This is a genomic window from Kaistella flava (ex Peng et al. 2021), from assembly GCF_015191005.1.
In the GTDB taxonomy this organism is placed as follows: domain Bacteria; phylum Bacteroidota; class Bacteroidia; order Flavobacteriales; family Weeksellaceae; genus Kaistella; species Kaistella flava.
Window position 1 is genome coordinate 1,493,181 of the sequence record NZ_CP040442.1, and the last position, 17,843, is coordinate 1,511,023.

Annotated in this window: 9 protein-coding genes; 1 reads left to right on the top strand and 8 read right to left on the bottom strand. The window is 32.8% G+C overall.

Going from position 1 to position 17,843, the window contains the following annotated elements; genetic code table 11:
* Window positions 1–34 precede the first annotated feature (34 nt).
* Window positions 35–3,634, bottom strand: a complete 3,600-nt coding sequence (locus Q73A0000_RS06855; protein WP_193813317.1) for a DUF5977 domain-containing protein — start codon at window positions 3,632–3,634, stop codon at window positions 35–37.
* Between the two features lie 103 nt (window positions 3,635–3,737).
* Between Q73A0000_RS06855 and Q73A0000_RS06860 the strand changes: the two genes are divergently transcribed.
* On the top strand, window positions 3,738–4,940 hold the full coding sequence (locus Q73A0000_RS06860; RefSeq protein WP_193810623.1) for an IS256 family transposase: 1,203 nt from the start codon (window positions 3,738–3,740) through the stop codon (window positions 4,938–4,940).
* Between the two features lie 80 nt (window positions 4,941–5,020).
* Here the strand turns inward: Q73A0000_RS06860 and Q73A0000_RS06865 are convergent, their stop codons facing one another.
* From Q73A0000_RS06865 to Q73A0000_RS06895, 7 genes are all read right to left on the bottom strand, one after another.
* Window positions 5,021–6,697: a T9SS type A sorting domain-containing protein gene (locus Q73A0000_RS06865; protein ID WP_193813318.1), complete on the bottom strand. Its 1,677-nt coding sequence runs from the start codon at window positions 6,695–6,697 to the stop codon at window positions 5,021–5,023.
* A gap of 418 nt (window positions 6,698–7,115) precedes the next feature.
* Window positions 7,116–7,286, bottom strand: coding sequence for a hypothetical protein (locus tag Q73A0000_RS06870; protein WP_193813319.1), 171 nt, complete (start codon window positions 7,284–7,286; stop codon window positions 7,116–7,118).
* Window positions 7,287–7,456: 170 nt separating this feature from the next.
* Entirely contained in the window at window positions 7,457–13,147 is a 5,691-nt protein-coding gene (locus tag Q73A0000_RS06875) for an Eco57I restriction-modification methylase domain-containing protein (RefSeq protein WP_244140837.1), read from the bottom strand.
* Window positions 13,147–13,827 carry a hypothetical protein gene (locus tag Q73A0000_RS06880; protein ID WP_193813675.1) on the bottom strand — a complete coding sequence of 227 codons (681 nt, stop codon included), beginning with the start codon at window positions 13,825–13,827 and terminating at the stop codon, window positions 13,147–13,149. Before Q73A0000_RS06880 ends, Q73A0000_RS06875 begins: the two co-directional genes overlap by 1 nt.
* 124 nt (window positions 13,828–13,951) lie before the next feature.
* Entirely contained in the window at window positions 13,952–16,243 is a 2,292-nt protein-coding gene (locus Q73A0000_RS06885) for a JAB domain-containing protein (protein WP_193813320.1), read from the bottom strand.
* A gap of 35 nt (window positions 16,244–16,278) precedes the next feature.
* Window positions 16,279–16,983 carry a hypothetical protein gene (locus Q73A0000_RS06890; protein WP_193813321.1) on the bottom strand — a complete coding sequence of 235 codons (705 nt, stop codon included), beginning with the start codon at window positions 16,981–16,983 and terminating at the stop codon, window positions 16,279–16,281.
* Window positions 16,973–17,842, bottom strand: a complete 870-nt coding sequence (locus Q73A0000_RS06895; RefSeq protein ID WP_193813322.1) for a M23 family metallopeptidase — start codon at window positions 17,840–17,842, stop codon at window positions 16,973–16,975. The genes Q73A0000_RS06890 and Q73A0000_RS06895 overlap by 11 nt, the downstream gene beginning before the upstream one ends.
* Window position 17,843 lies beyond the last annotated feature (1 nt).

Genomic DNA, 17,843 nt, shown 5'->3' on the forward strand with positions numbered 1-17,843 from the left:
AGTGTTTTAATTGTCAATGACTGCAATCACATTTTTATTTGTCAAAATCAAATATAAAACCGATAGATTGACCTGCATAAATTCTTGCATTAGCTCTTAGCATCAAATCTCCATTAGGATTCAAGGTTAGCGTATATACAATTCCATTTGAATTATTTGTAAATGTTTTTATACTGTTGGGAGCACAAGAACCCATATTACCTAGATGTATAGGAGCATTAGTCATATCGGCAAGAAAAGTAAGATTAACGGTAGCTGAAAAATGATTTGGAGTGACTTCCTGAAATATAGCACCGCCCTCTATGACACTGGGATCGGGTTGTATAGAACACAAATGAGTACATGTCCCGTAAATATTAGCTGAATTTTGACCATTTACATTGATTTCGTTGATTGCTTGTTCATTAGCGTCTTCTTCACTGATTAGTGAAGAATATTTTTTTTCTGGAACAGCATACGTGTATGAGCCACCAATATAATCAGTCCCACAATTATTTCTATAAAAAGTTTTACTTTGCGCCTCATTGTAGTATGTAACTATCGCATAATTGTATGAATATTCTTTCAAAATTTTTCCATTGATGTCTAATACAGACTGTAATCTATTTGCTGTGTCGTAGTTATAAATTTCTCTAATTCCCGAAGCAGGAGTAATGCTCGTAACACCTATAAGCGGGTTATAAGAGTAGGTAGTTATTTGATAATTTGATAATTGAGAGGTTTTTCGGAATAAGTCCAAAGCATCAATTAAATTTTTTTCGGATATTGTTGTTCCTAATGTATTGTCAGAATTTGACTTAGAAATTATATCGGTAATGTAAGTGGATACTTGTGCATAAGTTGCTCCTTCAATTTTTGCAATGGGTTTGGTTTGGTTGTAACCCCAAACAATAGCAACAGGAAAACCGCCATTTCCATTGTGATCAGTCTTTAAATTATATTGCAAAACATTACCTTTTAAGTCATATTCCTTATACTTGACTTGCGTTGACGAATCTGATGGACTTTGTAAATCATAAAAATATGCTATATGTGGTAATATAAAATCTTTTCCACCAATGGTTCTTTTTTTGTAATCAATTCCTGAATTAGAAATGGTTTTCCCTATTGCTAAACCACTACTTTTCTTAATTGCAGTTGTTTCTAAAGGTATTCCCACCATATTTGCTGCAATCATATCGGTCTTGCCTTTTTCGTGGGCGTATTGGTATTTGCTTTCTTGAGTAGATAAATCTGAGAAAGTTGTTTTTTGTGAGATTAACTGATGATGTGGAAAATTTTGATAAACATTTTGAGTATTAGAGATTATAGAGTTGCCATTTAAATAATCGGTTGTAGTTACGGAATTAAGATAGGTTTGATGTGAGAAAATTGTGTATGCTGACATTTTGGAAACGATGTGCATCTGGGCTATAAGCTGATATGCAGCTTGATCAATGGGTGAGCCGTAAACGTCTGCAATATAATTTATGGAACGTATCTTATCCGTAAGTCTAGAAGGATTAGAATTATAATTGTAAGTAATTTCTTTTAGTAAATTTTTATTAGAATCATAATATTTTTCATTCAAAGGTTTACCTCTTTCCATTTCGAGATTGTTGTATTGCAGCTTGTCGAGGGCATTCTTCACAATACTGAGATTAGATGGCTCAAAAGTATTGATGTATCCGATATTCCCAACAATCAACTGATAATTATTTGATTTTAAATCTATTGCACCGTTGTCTTGATTTGAAAAAGTATGTTCTATAACCCCACCATTATTTGATTTTTCATAAACTTTAGAATACGTAATATAATTACCATTTGTATAATTTAAAGGGATATAGGAAGATGATGATAATTTCCAATACTCTAAGTTTCCATTGTTGATATTTCCTTCATCAAAATAATTGGGCATGCCTCCAGATACACCAGATGAAGTGTATACACCGTTTAGATAGTCATTGACATAAAAAAACTCTTTACTGTCGGAATTTCCGTTTTCGTTGGTTATCATTTTTTTTACTCTGGGTCCTCCTGCAATTTTGTTTCCGGTAATATTGATGTTAAACCCGTTGATGGTTCTGTCTATTGTTTTGTTATAATCATGTGGTTCGTATTGGAACAATGTATAGCCTTTGGTAGGGAAAATAATTTTTTCTAATAATTCAGCAATTCCGTAAGTGAAATCGGGTTCGCGGTATTGCGGATAAGTAAGCATTTGTTCTCTGGAATAGGTATTTGTTGAAGGATTTTGCTGAACGCTTGCATGAAAATTCTTATTATTGTAATTACCCCAATGATCGGTCTTGTTACTGTTGAAAGCCGGTAATTTCATAGGATTATATTTAAAAGTATATGTTTTTTCATTTTGAACATCTCTTCCGATATGAACATTTTGTAATTTTAGTCTGTTATTAATGTTTTCTTCATAATTAAACGCTATTTTATCAGTTTTTATATTATCCGCTTTTACTACAATGCTATCCAGTTTATACCAATGCTTTCTGTTATTATAATTGTTACGATAATGAATAATGTCATAATTAGTATCAACTTGTTGCCATGGAATATTCACAGTGTTATAGTCCAAGGCTGCAGAATACGATTTATGGAACTCTATTTCATTTTTATCAAATTTTATTTTACTTAAATATTTATAAAAGTTCCTATCAAGTGACAAGTAATTGAAATTTCCGGAAGTGTTACTTTGAGAAGCCATCGTAGACTTAACCTTATATGTTGAATAATAAGCTGAACTGTGAATTATGTATGTTGCTCTGTCATCAAAAGAATATTCAAAATCTATATTCTTTCCATCAGGGTATTCGATTTGAGTTAAGTACCAGCTTTTCACAAACATGCCTGGATTGTATGATGTATCTACAGTTTCTATTCCTGTTATTTCTAAAGCGTTTGGAGTTTTTCCAAAAGTGTATTTTATTCCTCTCTGATCAGTTATCACAAAACCATAGATAATTCTTTTTAAGAACCAATTTTTTTGATTGGTTATTCCTCCGTCTTCATAAAAAGTAAAATCATATTTTAGTTCCTCTTGCACATTGAGATCAAGATTTTCATTAGCTTTTATAACCCACTTTCCTTCATGATTTTTTAAAAAACTACCATTTAGCCCATTTACATTAAACATAAATTCATCAGGAGCCGGGTTCGCCTCAAAATGGCTAGGAAAAAGCGGAGTTAAAAAAGAATAATATTCTGTTAATTTTTGGTCACTATACCAATTGGAAGCATTAAGACGCGAATAATGATCATAATATGAAAGTACGGTAGGATCTGTAAATCCAGTGCCGTAAAACTCATCAACCCCTCCATTAACTTGCCTAGTAATTGCTCCCCCAACAGAAAGATTCCATCCTAAACCTACCCAAGAGGTTTGAAAATCTGGCTTTACCGCTGAAATATTATAATTTAAATTAATATCTAAATCATTCCCATGACCCGTATTTGAAAATAAGCCAATATTAATATTGGGCTGCCCTGTGGAAAGGTTCATAGGATACATACCGAAAGTCCCTAACGAAGCTATATTAGGACTAGACGGCAAATATTTAGGAACAAATGCTGCACCTTCTATTATTTGAGCATTAATACAAAATGATATGAAAATTGTTATAAGGTAGTGTTTCACTAACTGTGTAAGTTGAAAAGTTATTCTGAAAAATTTTGAGCCCTCAAAAGCTCAAAACTTTTTCGGAAATAACTTTTTTATTATTTTTAAACTTTATACAGTTATGATCGACAAAGAAGAATTATTAAACAACAAGGAATTTTACAAATCCTTCAAGAGCGGCGAAGATTTAACCTCGTTCTTCAAAACAATGCACAAACGAGCCGTAGAACACATGCTCGAAGCCGAACTGGATGACCATCTGGATACCGAGAAACATCAAAAAACCAAAAACGGAAACTATCGAAACGGCCATCAAACCAAGAAAATAAAAACCTCTTTCGGCGAAGATGAAATTAAAGTTCCGCGAGATAGAGAAAGTACTTTTGAGCCGGCTTTAGTTCCCAAAAGGCATAATATTATTGATGGTTTAGAAAATATTATCATCTCATTTTATGCCAAAGGAATGAGCGTGAGTGATATTGAAGACCAGATCAAGGAAATGTACGATTTTGATGTTTCAACATCCACAATATCCAGGATTACCAATGCGGTTTCCAGTGAGATTGTCGCTTGGCAAAACCGGCCACTAGAGGATTTATACCTCATTGTTTGGATGGATGGAATTGTTTTTAAAGTCCGTGAAAATTCAAAAGTCATTAACAAAACCATTTATCTTGCCGTTGGTTTAAGACGGGACGGAAAAAAAGAAGTTCTGGGAATGTGGCTTGGAAAAAACGAAAGTTCCAGTTTTTGGATGAGCGTACTAACCGACATAAAAGCACGGGGTGTAGAAGATATATTGATCACTGCAACGGATAATCTCAATGGATTCACCCAAACTATTCGCAGTGTTTTCCCACAATCTCAAACTCAGATCTGCGTGGTTCATCAGATAAGAAATGCCTGCAAATACGTAGTTTGGAAAGACAGAAAAGCCTTTACTTCCGACATGAAACACATTTACAACGCTCCCACGAAGCAAGCCGCGGAAGCTGCTTTAAATGATTTTGCAGAAAAATGGGAATGTAAATATTCCTACGCCATCAAATCCTGGAGAGATAATTGGGATGAATTAACGGTATTCTTCGAATTCCCGGTGGAAATCCGCAAAATCATTTACACCACCAATTTAATAGAAAATCTGAATGGAAAAATAAGAAAATACACCAAAAACAAAATGTCTTTTCCAACTGATGATGCAGTTTTAAAGTCGGTTTTTCTTGCGTTAAGAGAAGCAACAAAAAAATGGACAATGCCAATCAGAGATTGGGGAATTGTACTCAATCAATTTATGCTTATATTTGAAGAAAGGCTCAAGTTATAAAAAACTCAAGCCTCAAACTTTTCAACTTACACACTTTGCGGGATAGTGTCTGTTATAATTAATAATGTTTTTCTCATAATTTATTTTTTAATAATTTTCGCATTCACACTTCTATTTCCAGTCGTAGCAGAAACCACATAAATCCCTTGTGGTAAATTACTTGTATTCACTTTGGTCACTTTATTTTTAGTTTTTGTGGTTTGCACTTGTCTTCCGCTCATATCGTGTAGTATAATTTCAGCCTCACCAGTAAGCTCAAAACCAATTTCTACATAACAATAATCATCCACAGGATTCGGGTAAATCCGGATTTCTTGCTTTTCAATAAGATTATCCAAATCTTTATCACCCAGTTTTATAATTTTCCAGTTTTCTTGTCCCAATTCTTCCGCACTTGTTCCGGCTAAAAGAAAAGTTCCATCTGTTTGTAATTTTGCAGAAACCAAGCGTTCTTCTTTCTTTTTAGATTTTCCTTCTACGTGTTTACGCCATTCTTCTTTTCCTTCAGCATTAATATAAAGCATCCAGAATTTCTCATCGTCGGTTTGTATCTTGCCTTCTGCTTGCGTGTAACCACCCAATAAAAATCCTTTGTCTTCGCTAAAGTTATCTTTATTGGTTTTTCTAATGACATTAGCACTCATCAAAACATCTCGATTTCCGAAACTGTATGTTTTTTGCCACAATTCATCTCCGTTTTTATCCAAAGAGATCAACCACAAATCTGTTCCTTCTTCTATATTCTCTCTTTTGTTTCCTGAAGAATTGCTTCTGCTTTCCCCGCCAATTAAATATCCTTTGTCAGTAAATGCTATGGTTTTGGGATGATCATCAGCACTTCCACCATACGTTTTTTGCCATTCAACATTGGCATTCTTGTCTAATTTTACAATCCAATAATCTCCCTCGCCAAAATTCTCTTCTGTTTTACCAATAAGAGTTTTAGCTTCTATTTCTCCTTTTAAAGAAGTCAATAAATCGACTGCTTTGTTTTCAGAATTTGCTTGATCTGTTTCTAAAGTAATAAAGGTTTTATTTTCAGTTTTCCCAGTGGTGGAATACATCAAAAGAACGCTTCCTCCATCTGGAGTAGCTATCATTTCTTGTACTTCATCTAAAGCATTTCCGCCGAGAATAGTGGTGTTAATAAGTTTACCGGTTTTATCTAATTTGGAAATAAAAACATCTTTTGAACCGAACAAATTTTTATTAGAATTAATATTTCCGGCAACAAAGAAACCTTCATCTAAAGATTGGGTCACTGCTGCAGCTTCATCATTATTTTTTGTTCCCAATGTCTTTTGCCAAAGTTCTTCACCATCTTCATTCAGACGAATCAGCCAAACATCTGAACCGCCAATATTGTTATCTTTTTTATCAAGCGATTGGTTGGAATAAGAAGTTCCTGTCAATAAAAATCCGCCTTCTCTGGTGGTTGTGGTCGAAACTAAATAATCATGTTTTGAGCCCCCAAAGTGTTTATCCCAAAGAATATTTCCTTCTTGTGAAAGTTTGAGTAAGCGATAATCATAGCCTCCGTTTGTAGAAGTTGCACCACCAGTGCTAACACCCGACAATTTTGATTTTTGAATAGCACTTCCAGAAAGTACAATTTGCCTGTCCAAAGTAATGGACATGGTGGAGAGAAAATCCTGAGTAGAGGATTTTATATCTTTCTGCCACAAAGTTTTAGTTCCTTGCGCGCAAACCGAGAATATGCCGAAAAGATATAATATCGCAATGTAAATTTTTGTCATAGGATAGTTTTTCAATGCTAAAAAGGTAGAAATTAATAGTATATGAAAATACGGGTACATAACCTTTTCCTATTTATTTGGGAAAACACTAATAGAAAACAGAAGTGTAATTAGACAGTAACCACCTGTGAATTAACTACATAAAAATGGAACAAGGCAACCTTAATTTTCATCAGTTTTAAGAAACCCTTGTTGTTTTTTATAAATTCCCGGTTGGCAAACCAATTTAATGTCTTTTTCAACCTCTTTAATTCCCCTAAACTCGACATTTCAACAAAAAAAACAATGAGTTCAGAATATATTTGGAGGAAAGAAAATCTATTTAATGATAGGGAATCACAGAATTCGATCAATAACTGCATATGTAAATATGACTTTTTGACTGTTTTCTGAAATTTTAAGTAATCTTTATTCTAAATCATCGCCGAGATTTCCGTTTCTTTTTCCACCATTCATCCTCTTGCTGCAAAACATAATTCGGCTTCAGAAAATCGTCTATCCCTTCGCCTGCAATTTCTTGTAAAGTATCTTTCGTTGTTGCACCAAGAACATTAGAGCTATTTACAATAATTTGCTTTTCTTCAGTCAAAGTTATTTCTTTTTCAAAGTTGCTGAAACCATAATCGATTGCTGAAAGAGAATAACCCTGATATTTTTTAAAAAATAACCTGTCTTTTTGTTCACCAGAATGAGAGAATTAAAAAACGATTTCAATAAAGCAAAAAATAAGTCTCTGAAATACATACAGTTAATATTTATTTATCTTTTCCGCCCACTGAATTCTCTCTTCTCCTCCCCTATATTTTCGTTTTTGTTGATTTCTGGTTTAGTGGAAACAGACATCAATGATTGTGGGTTATCATAATCGACTTTATTAAATAAAGCACTGTTCTCAACAGCCCTCTCCTTAACATAATCTTTATTCTCATTCATCATCAATTGTTGCTCTTTCTCTTTTTGATACTGAGCAATTAATACTTCTTTTGTTATCGGAAGTTCTTCCAATTTCGCATCGAGTTTCGCAATATTATCTTCGGTAGCTTTCGTTTGTTTTTCAATTTCTGTAACATTAACACCTTTTCCGGCAAGATTTTCAATTGTTTTTTGAACTTCGACTTTAGCCAGATCTATAGTTTTCTGATAAAAAGGAAGTTGGTTTTTCCAGTAGTCAGAATTGCCATCCTCTGAATCTTTTGCATAGCCTAAAATCCTGTTGTAAGAATGTTCTGCCTTAGTAACATCCTCTTTTACTTTAATAAAATCTTCATACTTTCTCAATACAAAAGCACTATCTGCAAGAAATTTATTTTTTTCGCTCTCAATTCTTTTTTTCATTAATTCAATTTCAATATTCGCTCTCGTCTCAGGATTGGTGATGATTGAAGTTTTCAATTCCTGCGTACTGATGTCGGAAATATCTAAAACATTCGCTCCCTTTTTCATCGCTTCTAAATATCTTGCTTGTTTTGACTGTAATTTTTGAAGCATAAAAACATCAATACTATCATTGGTAAGCATGAAGTTTACACGTATGTTTTCATTTTTATTACCTTGTCTCCAGGCTCTTCCTTCTATCTGCCGCAGCGACGTAAAGTTGTACGGTAGCGTCAATAAATAGATGTCAGTCGTGTTTTCTTGAAGATTCATTCCTTCTTGAATAGCTTCACTACCAATAACAATTTTTATTTTCCCAGAATTAAAATCATCTTGTATAGAAATTCGTTGCTTCTTACTTGTTGCTCCAGTAATGATTCCTATTTCTTCGGGATTAAAATCTACTTCATTAATAAGATATTCTTTCAATTTCGGAAATTGAGAAACTGCTAATTCAGAATAAATAATTTGTCCAGATTCTGGGATGTCTTTTTTGTTCTGACGAATCAGATTCATTGTTTCAAGCAATTTTGGTGAATTTTCTATAAACTCTTTCGTGGAAGGATCTTCACCAGTATAATAAAGCGATAAATAGGGAGAAAACGCAATTAAGCGAGCGTTAAGAATATGCGTTAAAATTGCACCTTTCTCCGTATGATTGAAGTTTTCATTGAGTAAATTATATTGTTCTTTCGTCAGATCGTTCTGTTCAATTTTATACTCTTTATTGATTTTTTTTGGACGAATCAATTCACCATTATCTTCCTCCCCTTTTACATCAATAAATTCTGAAAGGAGTTGTTGGAATAGAGAATTATTTTTAAATCTTCGGACATTTGCTTTAAACTTCACATCGCCTTTTGCATCAATTTCCATATCGTTATCCGCTTCCATAAAGGTTTCAAAGAAATTGTTCACATTAAAATATCCAGATTCTTCCAATCGTTTATTAGCAATTAAGGATAAGATTGAATAATATTCCAAAGGTTTATTGGTGAAAGGAGTTGCAGAAAGAAGAGTCACATTTCTACCATTCTGTTTATCCTGAATATATTGAGCTGCCATCCAAGTATTAATCCCTAATTTGGAAGTTTGCTGATTTTGATTTCTAAAATCTGAGGAAAATCTTCGGTCTTCAATTTTTACTTTTCCTACAATATGATTGGCATTATGAATTTCATCGTAAGTCAAATGATCAAAGCCGAAATCCTCCCAATCATATATTTTCCCACGTTTCATTTTCCCTTCGATTTCTTTTTCTTTCTGCAACTCTATTTGATGATCTCTTTCAGTATTCGTAATATTTTTCAACTCATTTGCAGAGATATAATTAAATTTAGAAGACAATTTTTCGGTAATCTCGGCTGAAAACCCAATATTATTAAAACCTTCATAAGTCACGATGGTAATTTCTCCGTCCTTATTATCAAACTTTGACAGATCATAATCTTTACCGAGATTTCCTAAAACATTGACTTTAGCATTTGGAATGGTTTCAAAAATAGTTTCAACCCACTGCTTCAATATACTGTCATTGGGAACTACGATTAATGGTTTCTTTGAATTTCCTCTTTCCATCGCTTCGTGCATTGAAAAAATTCCGGACAAGGTTTTTCCGAATCCAACTTCGTGCGCCAATAACCCGACTCCTTTTGTTGTCTGTCTTCCAATCCCGGCTTTTTGCACTTCTGTTAATCGCAATTCTTGTCCTTTGAAATTTTGATGAATTTTTGAAAATAATGGAAATTTTGAATAATCCGGAACGTGAATATGATTATAATTTCGATTGAAATCTTTAACGAAACGATCTCTCAATTCTTCAGTTAATTCTTCTCGAATAAACTTTTGAAACAGATCATTGGCTGCGGCTTTTCTTCTCTCTCGAATTAAAGCATTTCGTTCTTTATCACTTCCTGTAACCGTTTCGTTATCTACAAAACTTCGTACTTCCCAAGCTGAAGAACCTGCAAAAGCTTCACTTGATAATGTTCCTACAAAATCTTTAAAATTATCTGCAAGATTGTAATTTTCCGTTACTGCTTCTGTTTGTCTGGTATTTGGATTCCAACGGTCTTTTTCTATTGGTCCTAAATCAAACTTTAATACAAATTCATGATTCGGACTAATGGAAATCTCATCTAAATTTTTAAGTTTTGGCAGCACACTTTCTAGCAATGATTTTTGCTTTTCGTATTGCTTATTTTCAAGACCACCTATTCCCCAATCTTCACTGTAATCCTTTTCTAATTGTTCCAACTTTTGGTAAATATTCCCTTCAGCATAATAAAAATCATGAATATATTCTCCATTATAATAGTTGGCAAAATCAAAGTGTCTTGTATGATTTTTTATTGTTCCATCATAGGAAGTCGCTTTAAATGCTGCAACTTGTTCCTCTGTGATATCTGAACTATTTTGCAATGACGCATTTACAATTTCATCTTGTTTTGTAAAATGGTATTTCAGAATTCCTTTTTTTATAAACGGCTTAGATTGAATTTCATATTCAGAATTCCTTCCATTTTTTTGAGATTGGAGGATTTTGTCTGCTTTTACAACGATATCTTTAATCTTTTCAAGCAAAAGTGAGTTTGTTTTATCAGCGATTTGGGTTTGTAATTTTGAATACTTTCTAATTTCACTTAATATAGAAGGTGATTTAAACTTGATTTCATTCAATTTTACAAGAACTTCTTCTATTTTATTTTGAGCAGTTTCAATTGAAAATTCACTTTGATTTTCAGAACTTAATTGGTTTTCCTTTTCTTTCTTTGAAATAGAAGTTTCATCAGTAGAAATAGCATTTTTAAAAGAGACTTCTTCAATCAACAAATCGTCAAAAAGGTTTCCGATTCTGAATATTTCCTTTTTATTTTGAAGACTCTCAAGCAGATAAATAGCTTCATCCAAATTACCATAAACGTAATGCTCTGCCCTACCAAAACGATTGGTTCTCTCCCGAATTTCACCTAAAACATTTTGTGGATTTTCCTCAAAATAGCTAGAAACGTCGTGACTAATATTTCGTACTGATTTTTTTAAAATGATAATATCCACTCCAACTTGTGTCCCAGAAAATACTCCGCTCGGTAAACGGTAAGCATTCAGCAAATCTGCATTTTCCATTTTCTTCTGTCGGTTAATCCAGCTTGATGGAAGAACCATCGCCAAAATCCCGCCGTCTTTTAAAGAATCGATTCCTCGCTTAACGAAGTAATCTTCGTATTTTGAAATTTTGCTTTCTTCGCCCAATCCTTTATACAAACCCCGATGTTCACCATAAGGCGGATTTCCAATCACTAAATCATATTTTTCAGAAAAATCGGTTGAACTTTTTTCATTTCCTTTTTCATCAATAAATTCAGTTTCAAAAGAGCGAAGATTGATGTCTGCTTCCGGATGCAAAACTTTAGCAATTTTAGCAGTGATCTCGTTGATTTCAAAACCTGTTATTTTGGACTTTACGGCTAATCCATTTGCAGCATCGATAAAATTTCCAGTTCCTACGCTTGGTTCTAAAATAGAAATCTCATCTTGATTTTTACAGTGTTTTTTGATCAAGTTGCGAACGGCATCAACAATTTTAAGGTCTGTATAATATTCATCTAAAATCCCTCTTCCCGCTTTTTCAATTCCTCCACTTTTAAATTGGTTGCAAATATCCTTCAGGTCATCTGTAATTTTCACATTATCTTTCAGAAGAATTTTGTCATCATTAGAAACAAAACAAGTTGCAGAAACTACTTCTGCAACTTGTTCATTGGTCAGTTTTTGACCTTTATATTGATCAATTAAAATATCTAATTCCGAAAAACCGGTTGAGTTTTCTAATATTCTTCCGTCCAGGGAATATTTTGTTGTTTCATTTTTAGGAGCATTACTTTGTTGTGTTCCGTAAGTGGATTGCTCATGTCCCCTTCCTGACGAACCGCTCCACTCTGACTTTGTAAATCCATTTCTAACATCGTTGCTGCCCAATCTTTGTCCGCCTGATTGATGTCCATTTTGCTCGGATTGGAAGTTTTCGCCAAGTTCTCCAGAGTCTTGTTCAAGTGATTTTTGTTCCACTTGCTGAGTTTCGGATATTCTGTTTGATTTAATGGTATTGGTTTCATTTTCAGAAGAGTTTTGTTCTACTAAATTAGTATTTTTATTTTGAAGTTTTATTTTATTCTGTAAGTAATCGTTCAAATCATTATTTCCAGTTTCAGAAATATTATACATCGAACGAATATCTTTGATCTCGATCTCATTGAAGGCTTTTAAAAGTTGTTGCGTAGCGATATTCCCTGCCTTATCTCCATCAAGGCACAGAAAAATTTTACCGGAAAAATCTTTATAACGGTCTAAAAATCTATCGATATTGGTAATCGAATTAAGCGTAATAAGTGTTCGATTATTCTTTTGATTATTTGCTTTTAAAAGTTGTAAAAAAGAAAGCATATCAGTCATACCTTCAAAAACAATCATTTCGTTTTTGGTACCTTTTAGTTCAGAAATATCATTTCTCCCAATCTTACTTTTGATTAATGGATTACGAATTTCGATGCCTTGAGAAAGATTTTCGATTCCAATTCCAAAGTATTTCTTTCCTGCAGACTCATAATGGATTTGTCGTGTATTTTCTATTAAAATATCCTTCGATATTCCTCGCTTTTCAAAATAGGAAACCAACTTTTTATTATTAGGAATAAAAGAATTTGTAATAATAACTTCAGAAAAATGCGAATCTTTTTTTCTAAAGTCTAGTGTTTTTTTTTCTGCAACTCTATTTTGTTCCGAAACTTGTCCATTAAAATTCTTTAAAAATTGAAGTGCATCTTTCCACTCAATTTTTTCCAATTCCATTACTGCTTTTAATATTTGTCCACCTTCACCTGTTTTAAAATCATAATATTGGTTTTCTGAAACTGAAAATTTATTGTCATTTGTCCTAAAATAATAGTCATTCCCTGATTTTCTATCAAAATTCACTTTACCCTGTTTTTCAAGATGAAGGAAATAATCTAAGACAGAAACGCTCTCTGAAATTTCAGCAATCTCTGCAGTGGTATAAAGAGTTGGATTTGTATTCATTACTTTTTCTTTTTCACAAACTCATTAAACTCAAAAATTTCTTTGGCTTCCTCATCCCAGTTTTTTCGTGGTAATAGTTGAAGCGTGACAAAAACATCTTTCTCTTTATTATAGGAATCAATACGCTCAAGCCTTCCTTCATAATCCATTTCAGCATGCTTATAAATAGAATAAGGTAAAATAGTGTCGGTTGGATAAATGTAAAATCTTGAAAAACTTTTGGCAGAGTTCACTTCAAATCGTTTGTATTTTTTGTTGAACAAAACCGTATCGCTGATATTTTTGCGATGAAGATAATTGGGAATCCATTCTTTTGAAAAAAGAGCGCCCTCTTTCTTTTTGTCAACCAAAAGTGGTTTTTGTTTTTTTGAAATTTCTGAAAAAACAATGCTGTTGCTATTTTCTTTTCCAAGCGAATAGCATAATGAGTCTTTTATATAATAAATTTCATTAGTGATTTCAGGAAAAGTGAGATCAGGAACTAATTCTATTAGGGTATCTCCCGAATAATTAATCCTGGATAAATGAAAATTTTGCATTTTGTCCAATCCTTTGGAAGCGTCAAAATAGACATTTGAAATAAGGTCAATTCCTCCTTTTTCGGCTTTAATTTCTTTGTTACAAGAATTTGTAATAGAAAGGAAAAACAGTGCGGGTAATATAATGGTGATTTTATGCATTCTAACAATTGTTTTTGTGGTAAACTCGTACATCTGTGATTTCATAATAAATCGATTTAAAGAAAAAGCGGCAAGCTTATGAATTAAGACTTACCGCTCTTTAATAGCAATTAGTAAGTAATTATTATCTCTTAATACTCTGTTCCTTGACGTTGCTTTTTTCGTGCTTATTATCATTCTCCAAACCCTCCAAAGGTTTATTGGTATTAATCCTGTTCATATCCTGATCATAGAGACTCAGATTTTTGTATTGAGGATTGAGCACTGCTTTTCCTTCTACCGTTTGATCATCGATCTCAAATTTCACTTTCACAACATTTCCTTTTTCCAAAGATTTTATAGTGCTTTCTCTGTATTCTGGTTTATCGAAAATTAGGTTGGATTTCTCTACAATCTGATCAGTATCTACTCCATAATTTTTGTAGAAATTTTGAAAATTATAATTTCCTTTTTCAGTCTTAGGTTCCGCAAAATTGAGTTTAACGAAAGCGGGTTCCAGTTGTTCCGTTTTCGGATTAGTGAATTCTATTTTCACGGAACGACCTTCCAAAAGGTTGACTGCTTCTTTAGCGGTAAATGTATTTTCTCTATTTACAGGGAAATTTTGGGAGATATCTTCACCTTTCTCATTATTCAAAACGGCATGGTAGGAATTAAGAAAAACACCACCACTTTCTGTTTTGTTGAATTTTAAGGCAAAATCAACCTTATTTCCAGGTAATGCTTTGTCTGAATTTGTTTTAATTTCAAACTGTTTTTCAGCAGAATTCATTCCCGATTCTAAATCCTTGTGAAGTTGTTCTCCCTCACCAAAACCAAGGTATTTTAATTGATTTCTTAAATAATCTACTTGGTTAAATTCTTTTTGTGTTTCCATAATTTTTGGATTTTGATTGTTAATATTATTTAATTTATTTTCAGATTCTTTTTTTTCCTCTCTAAATCTATCTGCCCATTTTCCGCTATCACTTAATATATTGGTGTCATATCTAGATGGCTTCTCTTGGATCGTTCTAATTTTTTCTGACTTTTTGTAATCATTAGTGATTTCATTTTCCTGTACTTCACCGTTCATTTCTTTTTGAGTTCGAAGTACTCCACTGTCAGCAAATGATTCATACAATTTTCTTCCATTTTCACTGTTGAATAGAATAGCATCTAAAATTTCAATTCCCGAAAAATGAAGTTTTTTATTGTAGGTGTTAACTTGCTCCGGAGTGATATTGTTTCCGTATAAAATGCACTTTGACCCACCGAACTTTGCTACTTTTCCAATGATAAAATCAAGTTGATTATCTGGCGGCATGATGAATTTCCCAACGATATTCAACTGATTGTTGAGCACCAGCAATTCCGTCTTATCGGATATCCCAAATTTTTGAGACGTAATAAATTTTGCAATATCTGTTGAACTGGTTATTTTAACTGGTTGATAATTTTCAACTAAAACCTGTTTACTGAAAGAATACGGTTGTATTTCTTTAAAAGATTGTGGGTTTGATTTCATATCAATATTTTCAGTTTCATTCTCATCAAATACGACATACTTTCCACTTCGCAAATTGATAATGACCCCATTATTGACCTTTATATTTGAATCTTCTAATGCTTTTTTTAATTTGATGATACAATCCTTATCAGCTTTTGAAACTTTCAAATTTCCGCTCGGATGGTTATGAACTAGAGTTATTGCTTTTGGCTTGACTTCCAAAACATTTCCAATCAAAAGCCGATTATCTACAAATGCTGCATCAAAAGTTCCGGTAGAAATATGCTGAACAAAATATCCTTTATCCTCAAAATCATAGACTAAAAAAGCATGTTCTACGGCTTCATCTTCCAGTGCTTTAAATAACCACGCGACATCATCAATACTTCCTATCTTTTCATTTCCAAAGAGTTGAAGTGATTTATTTTCAGCAAAACGCCGTTCTACTAATGCAAAATCGTTGGATTGCAAAGAATTTTGTGGTTCCCGTAGTAAATTGGATCCGGCACCAGTTTCATTGGGATTAAACAATTTAAAAGGTAATTTTTCGCCCGACGAGGTTTTTGCATACCTTGTTGTTTCATCTTCCTCAAAAATAAAATTTGAGTTTGCCGATATTTTCGTTTTTGCTTCTGTTGCAATCGTTTGAACTTCTTTTTCATTTTGAGTTAAATTGGGGTGGTATTTATCTTCGAGTTCTTTTCTAATTTCCTGGATCGGAACAACTGCATCGTAATCGATGAGATGTGCCTTTTTTCCTTCTTCTAATCTCACGATCAAAGATTCTCCAGTTTTAAAATAACTGAATCCCATTTTCATAAATTCGAGATTAGCAATCGCTTCATCGATGTCGGAAAATTCCATTTTCTGAAAGCCAGCAGATTCAATTTGTTCGTTGTACTTGCCTATTTCTAATGTTACACTCATATTTAGTTTTTAAGAATGGTGGGATTTTTAACTGTTTATCTTCTGAAACCTCGCGATTTCTCATAATTTTCTTCTCGTTCGAGTTCTTCCTCTCTTATTCGATTAGCATCTTGATACAAATCAGGATCATTCACATTGAGTTGAACTTCTGATTGTTCTTGTTTTTGAGAATTACTCTCATTTTGAGAAACACCATTTACGGTATTGATTTCTTTTGACACAATATTTAAATCGTTGGTTATTTCTTTTGCCATCTCAGGGAATTGATCAATTTTATCCTGAAGAAAACCTTTCAGTTTTAAAAGTTCAATTTTGTAGCGGTTTGTCTCGCGAGCATCATTTTTATCAACGATAATTGATGTCAATTCTCTTGCATTTTTGATTAAATCAAACTCCACCAATTTGTTGGTTTCTTTATCAATTACAAATGCTTTTTTCTCAAAATTCAATTCATTATCAGATTTTGAAAAATCTTGAATATTGGAATATTCAATTTTATCTTTACTGTTGGTGAGGATTTCAGAAATGCTCTTATCTCTCTCCAGAAAAATCACATTCAGTCTGCTGTTATTTTCAACGAGTTGGAAAGTTGCTCTGCTTTTGTCTTTATCTGCGACGATGGTATATCCTTGCAAAAATTTTTGAATATCGTTGGCAGAAAGTTTTTTTGAAAAAGAGTTATCTGCATCGACGATTCCGTATTTTTTTAAGTCGTCAATTGGTAAATTGTTAGTTTGCATAATAGGTTGCGATTAAATTGTTTGCTTTTATAAGATCATTTAGGAACCGAATAGGATTTATATAATTTCCATTTTCAGTAACAGAAAAGTGTAAATGTGCTCCAGTAGAATTTCCAGAATTTCCACTTTTCGCGATGATAAATCCGGCTTTTACATATTCTCCCACTTTGTAATAAATTTGCGATAAATGGAGATAGGAGGTTACATAGGAATTGGAATGTTTGATTTTAATATAATTTCCACCACCGCCAGAATTCCATCCTGCTTCCGTTACGATTCCGTCCATTACAGAATGTACATTTTCGTAATTCGCTTTTAAATCAGCACCATTATGCATTTTCATTTTTCCAAATAGGGGGTGAATACGAGTTCCAAAAGGTGAGGTCACCATAATTCCATTTTTCAATGGCATAAATATTTTTGTAATTGTATTTGGTTGATCATCATTAACAAAATCATATTGTTTAATAGATGTTCTTGAATTAATTTCGGTTGAATATTCAATATTTTTTTTCATCATTTGTATTAAGGAATCTTCAATCTTTTTGAAATTGAGTTTTTGCTCTTTGTTTTTGGACAAACTATATTTGAGCATAAGTGTTTTTAAAGAATCCAATTCTCTCTTCAAATCTGATTTTGAAGTGGTATTAAAGAATTTTATTCGACTGCTTTTCTTTTTCTCTTTTTCATCTTTGACTTTTTCATCTTTGTCCTTTCCATCTTGCTGCATCTCTTCTTTTTTAGGGAAAACTTCATCCTTCTTCATTGAATTTCTGGTAAGCGTATTGAACTGCGCAAATACCAGCGAACAGCAAAACAAGATTAGAAAAGTGACCTTATATTTAAATTGTAGTTTCATA

Excerpts from the sequence above, each read along its gene's own strand:
- Q73A0000_RS06860 (WP_193810623.1), top strand. The coding sequence starts at position 3,738 with ATGATCGACAAAGAAGAATTATTAAACAACAAGGAATTTTACAAATCC.
- Q73A0000_RS06865 (WP_193813318.1), bottom strand. The coding sequence starts at position 6,697 with ATGACAAAAATTTACATTGCGATATTATATCTTTTCGGCATATTCTCG.
- Q73A0000_RS06875 (WP_244140837.1), bottom strand. The coding sequence starts at position 13,147 with ATGAATACAAATCCAACTCTTTATACCACTGCAGAGATTGCTGAAATT.
- Q73A0000_RS06880 (WP_193813675.1), bottom strand. The coding sequence starts at position 13,827 with ATGCATAAAATCACCATTATATTACCCGCACTGTTTTTCCTTTCTATT.
- Q73A0000_RS06885 (WP_193813320.1), bottom strand. The coding sequence starts at position 16,243 with ATGAGTGTAACATTAGAAATAGGCAAGTACAACGAACAAATTGAATCT.
- Q73A0000_RS06890 (WP_193813321.1), bottom strand. The coding sequence starts at position 16,983 with ATGCAAACTAACAATTTACCAATTGACGACTTAAAAAAATACGGAATC.
- Q73A0000_RS06895 (WP_193813322.1), bottom strand. The coding sequence starts at position 17,842 with ATGAAACTACAATTTAAATATAAGGTCACTTTTCTAATCTTGTTTTGC.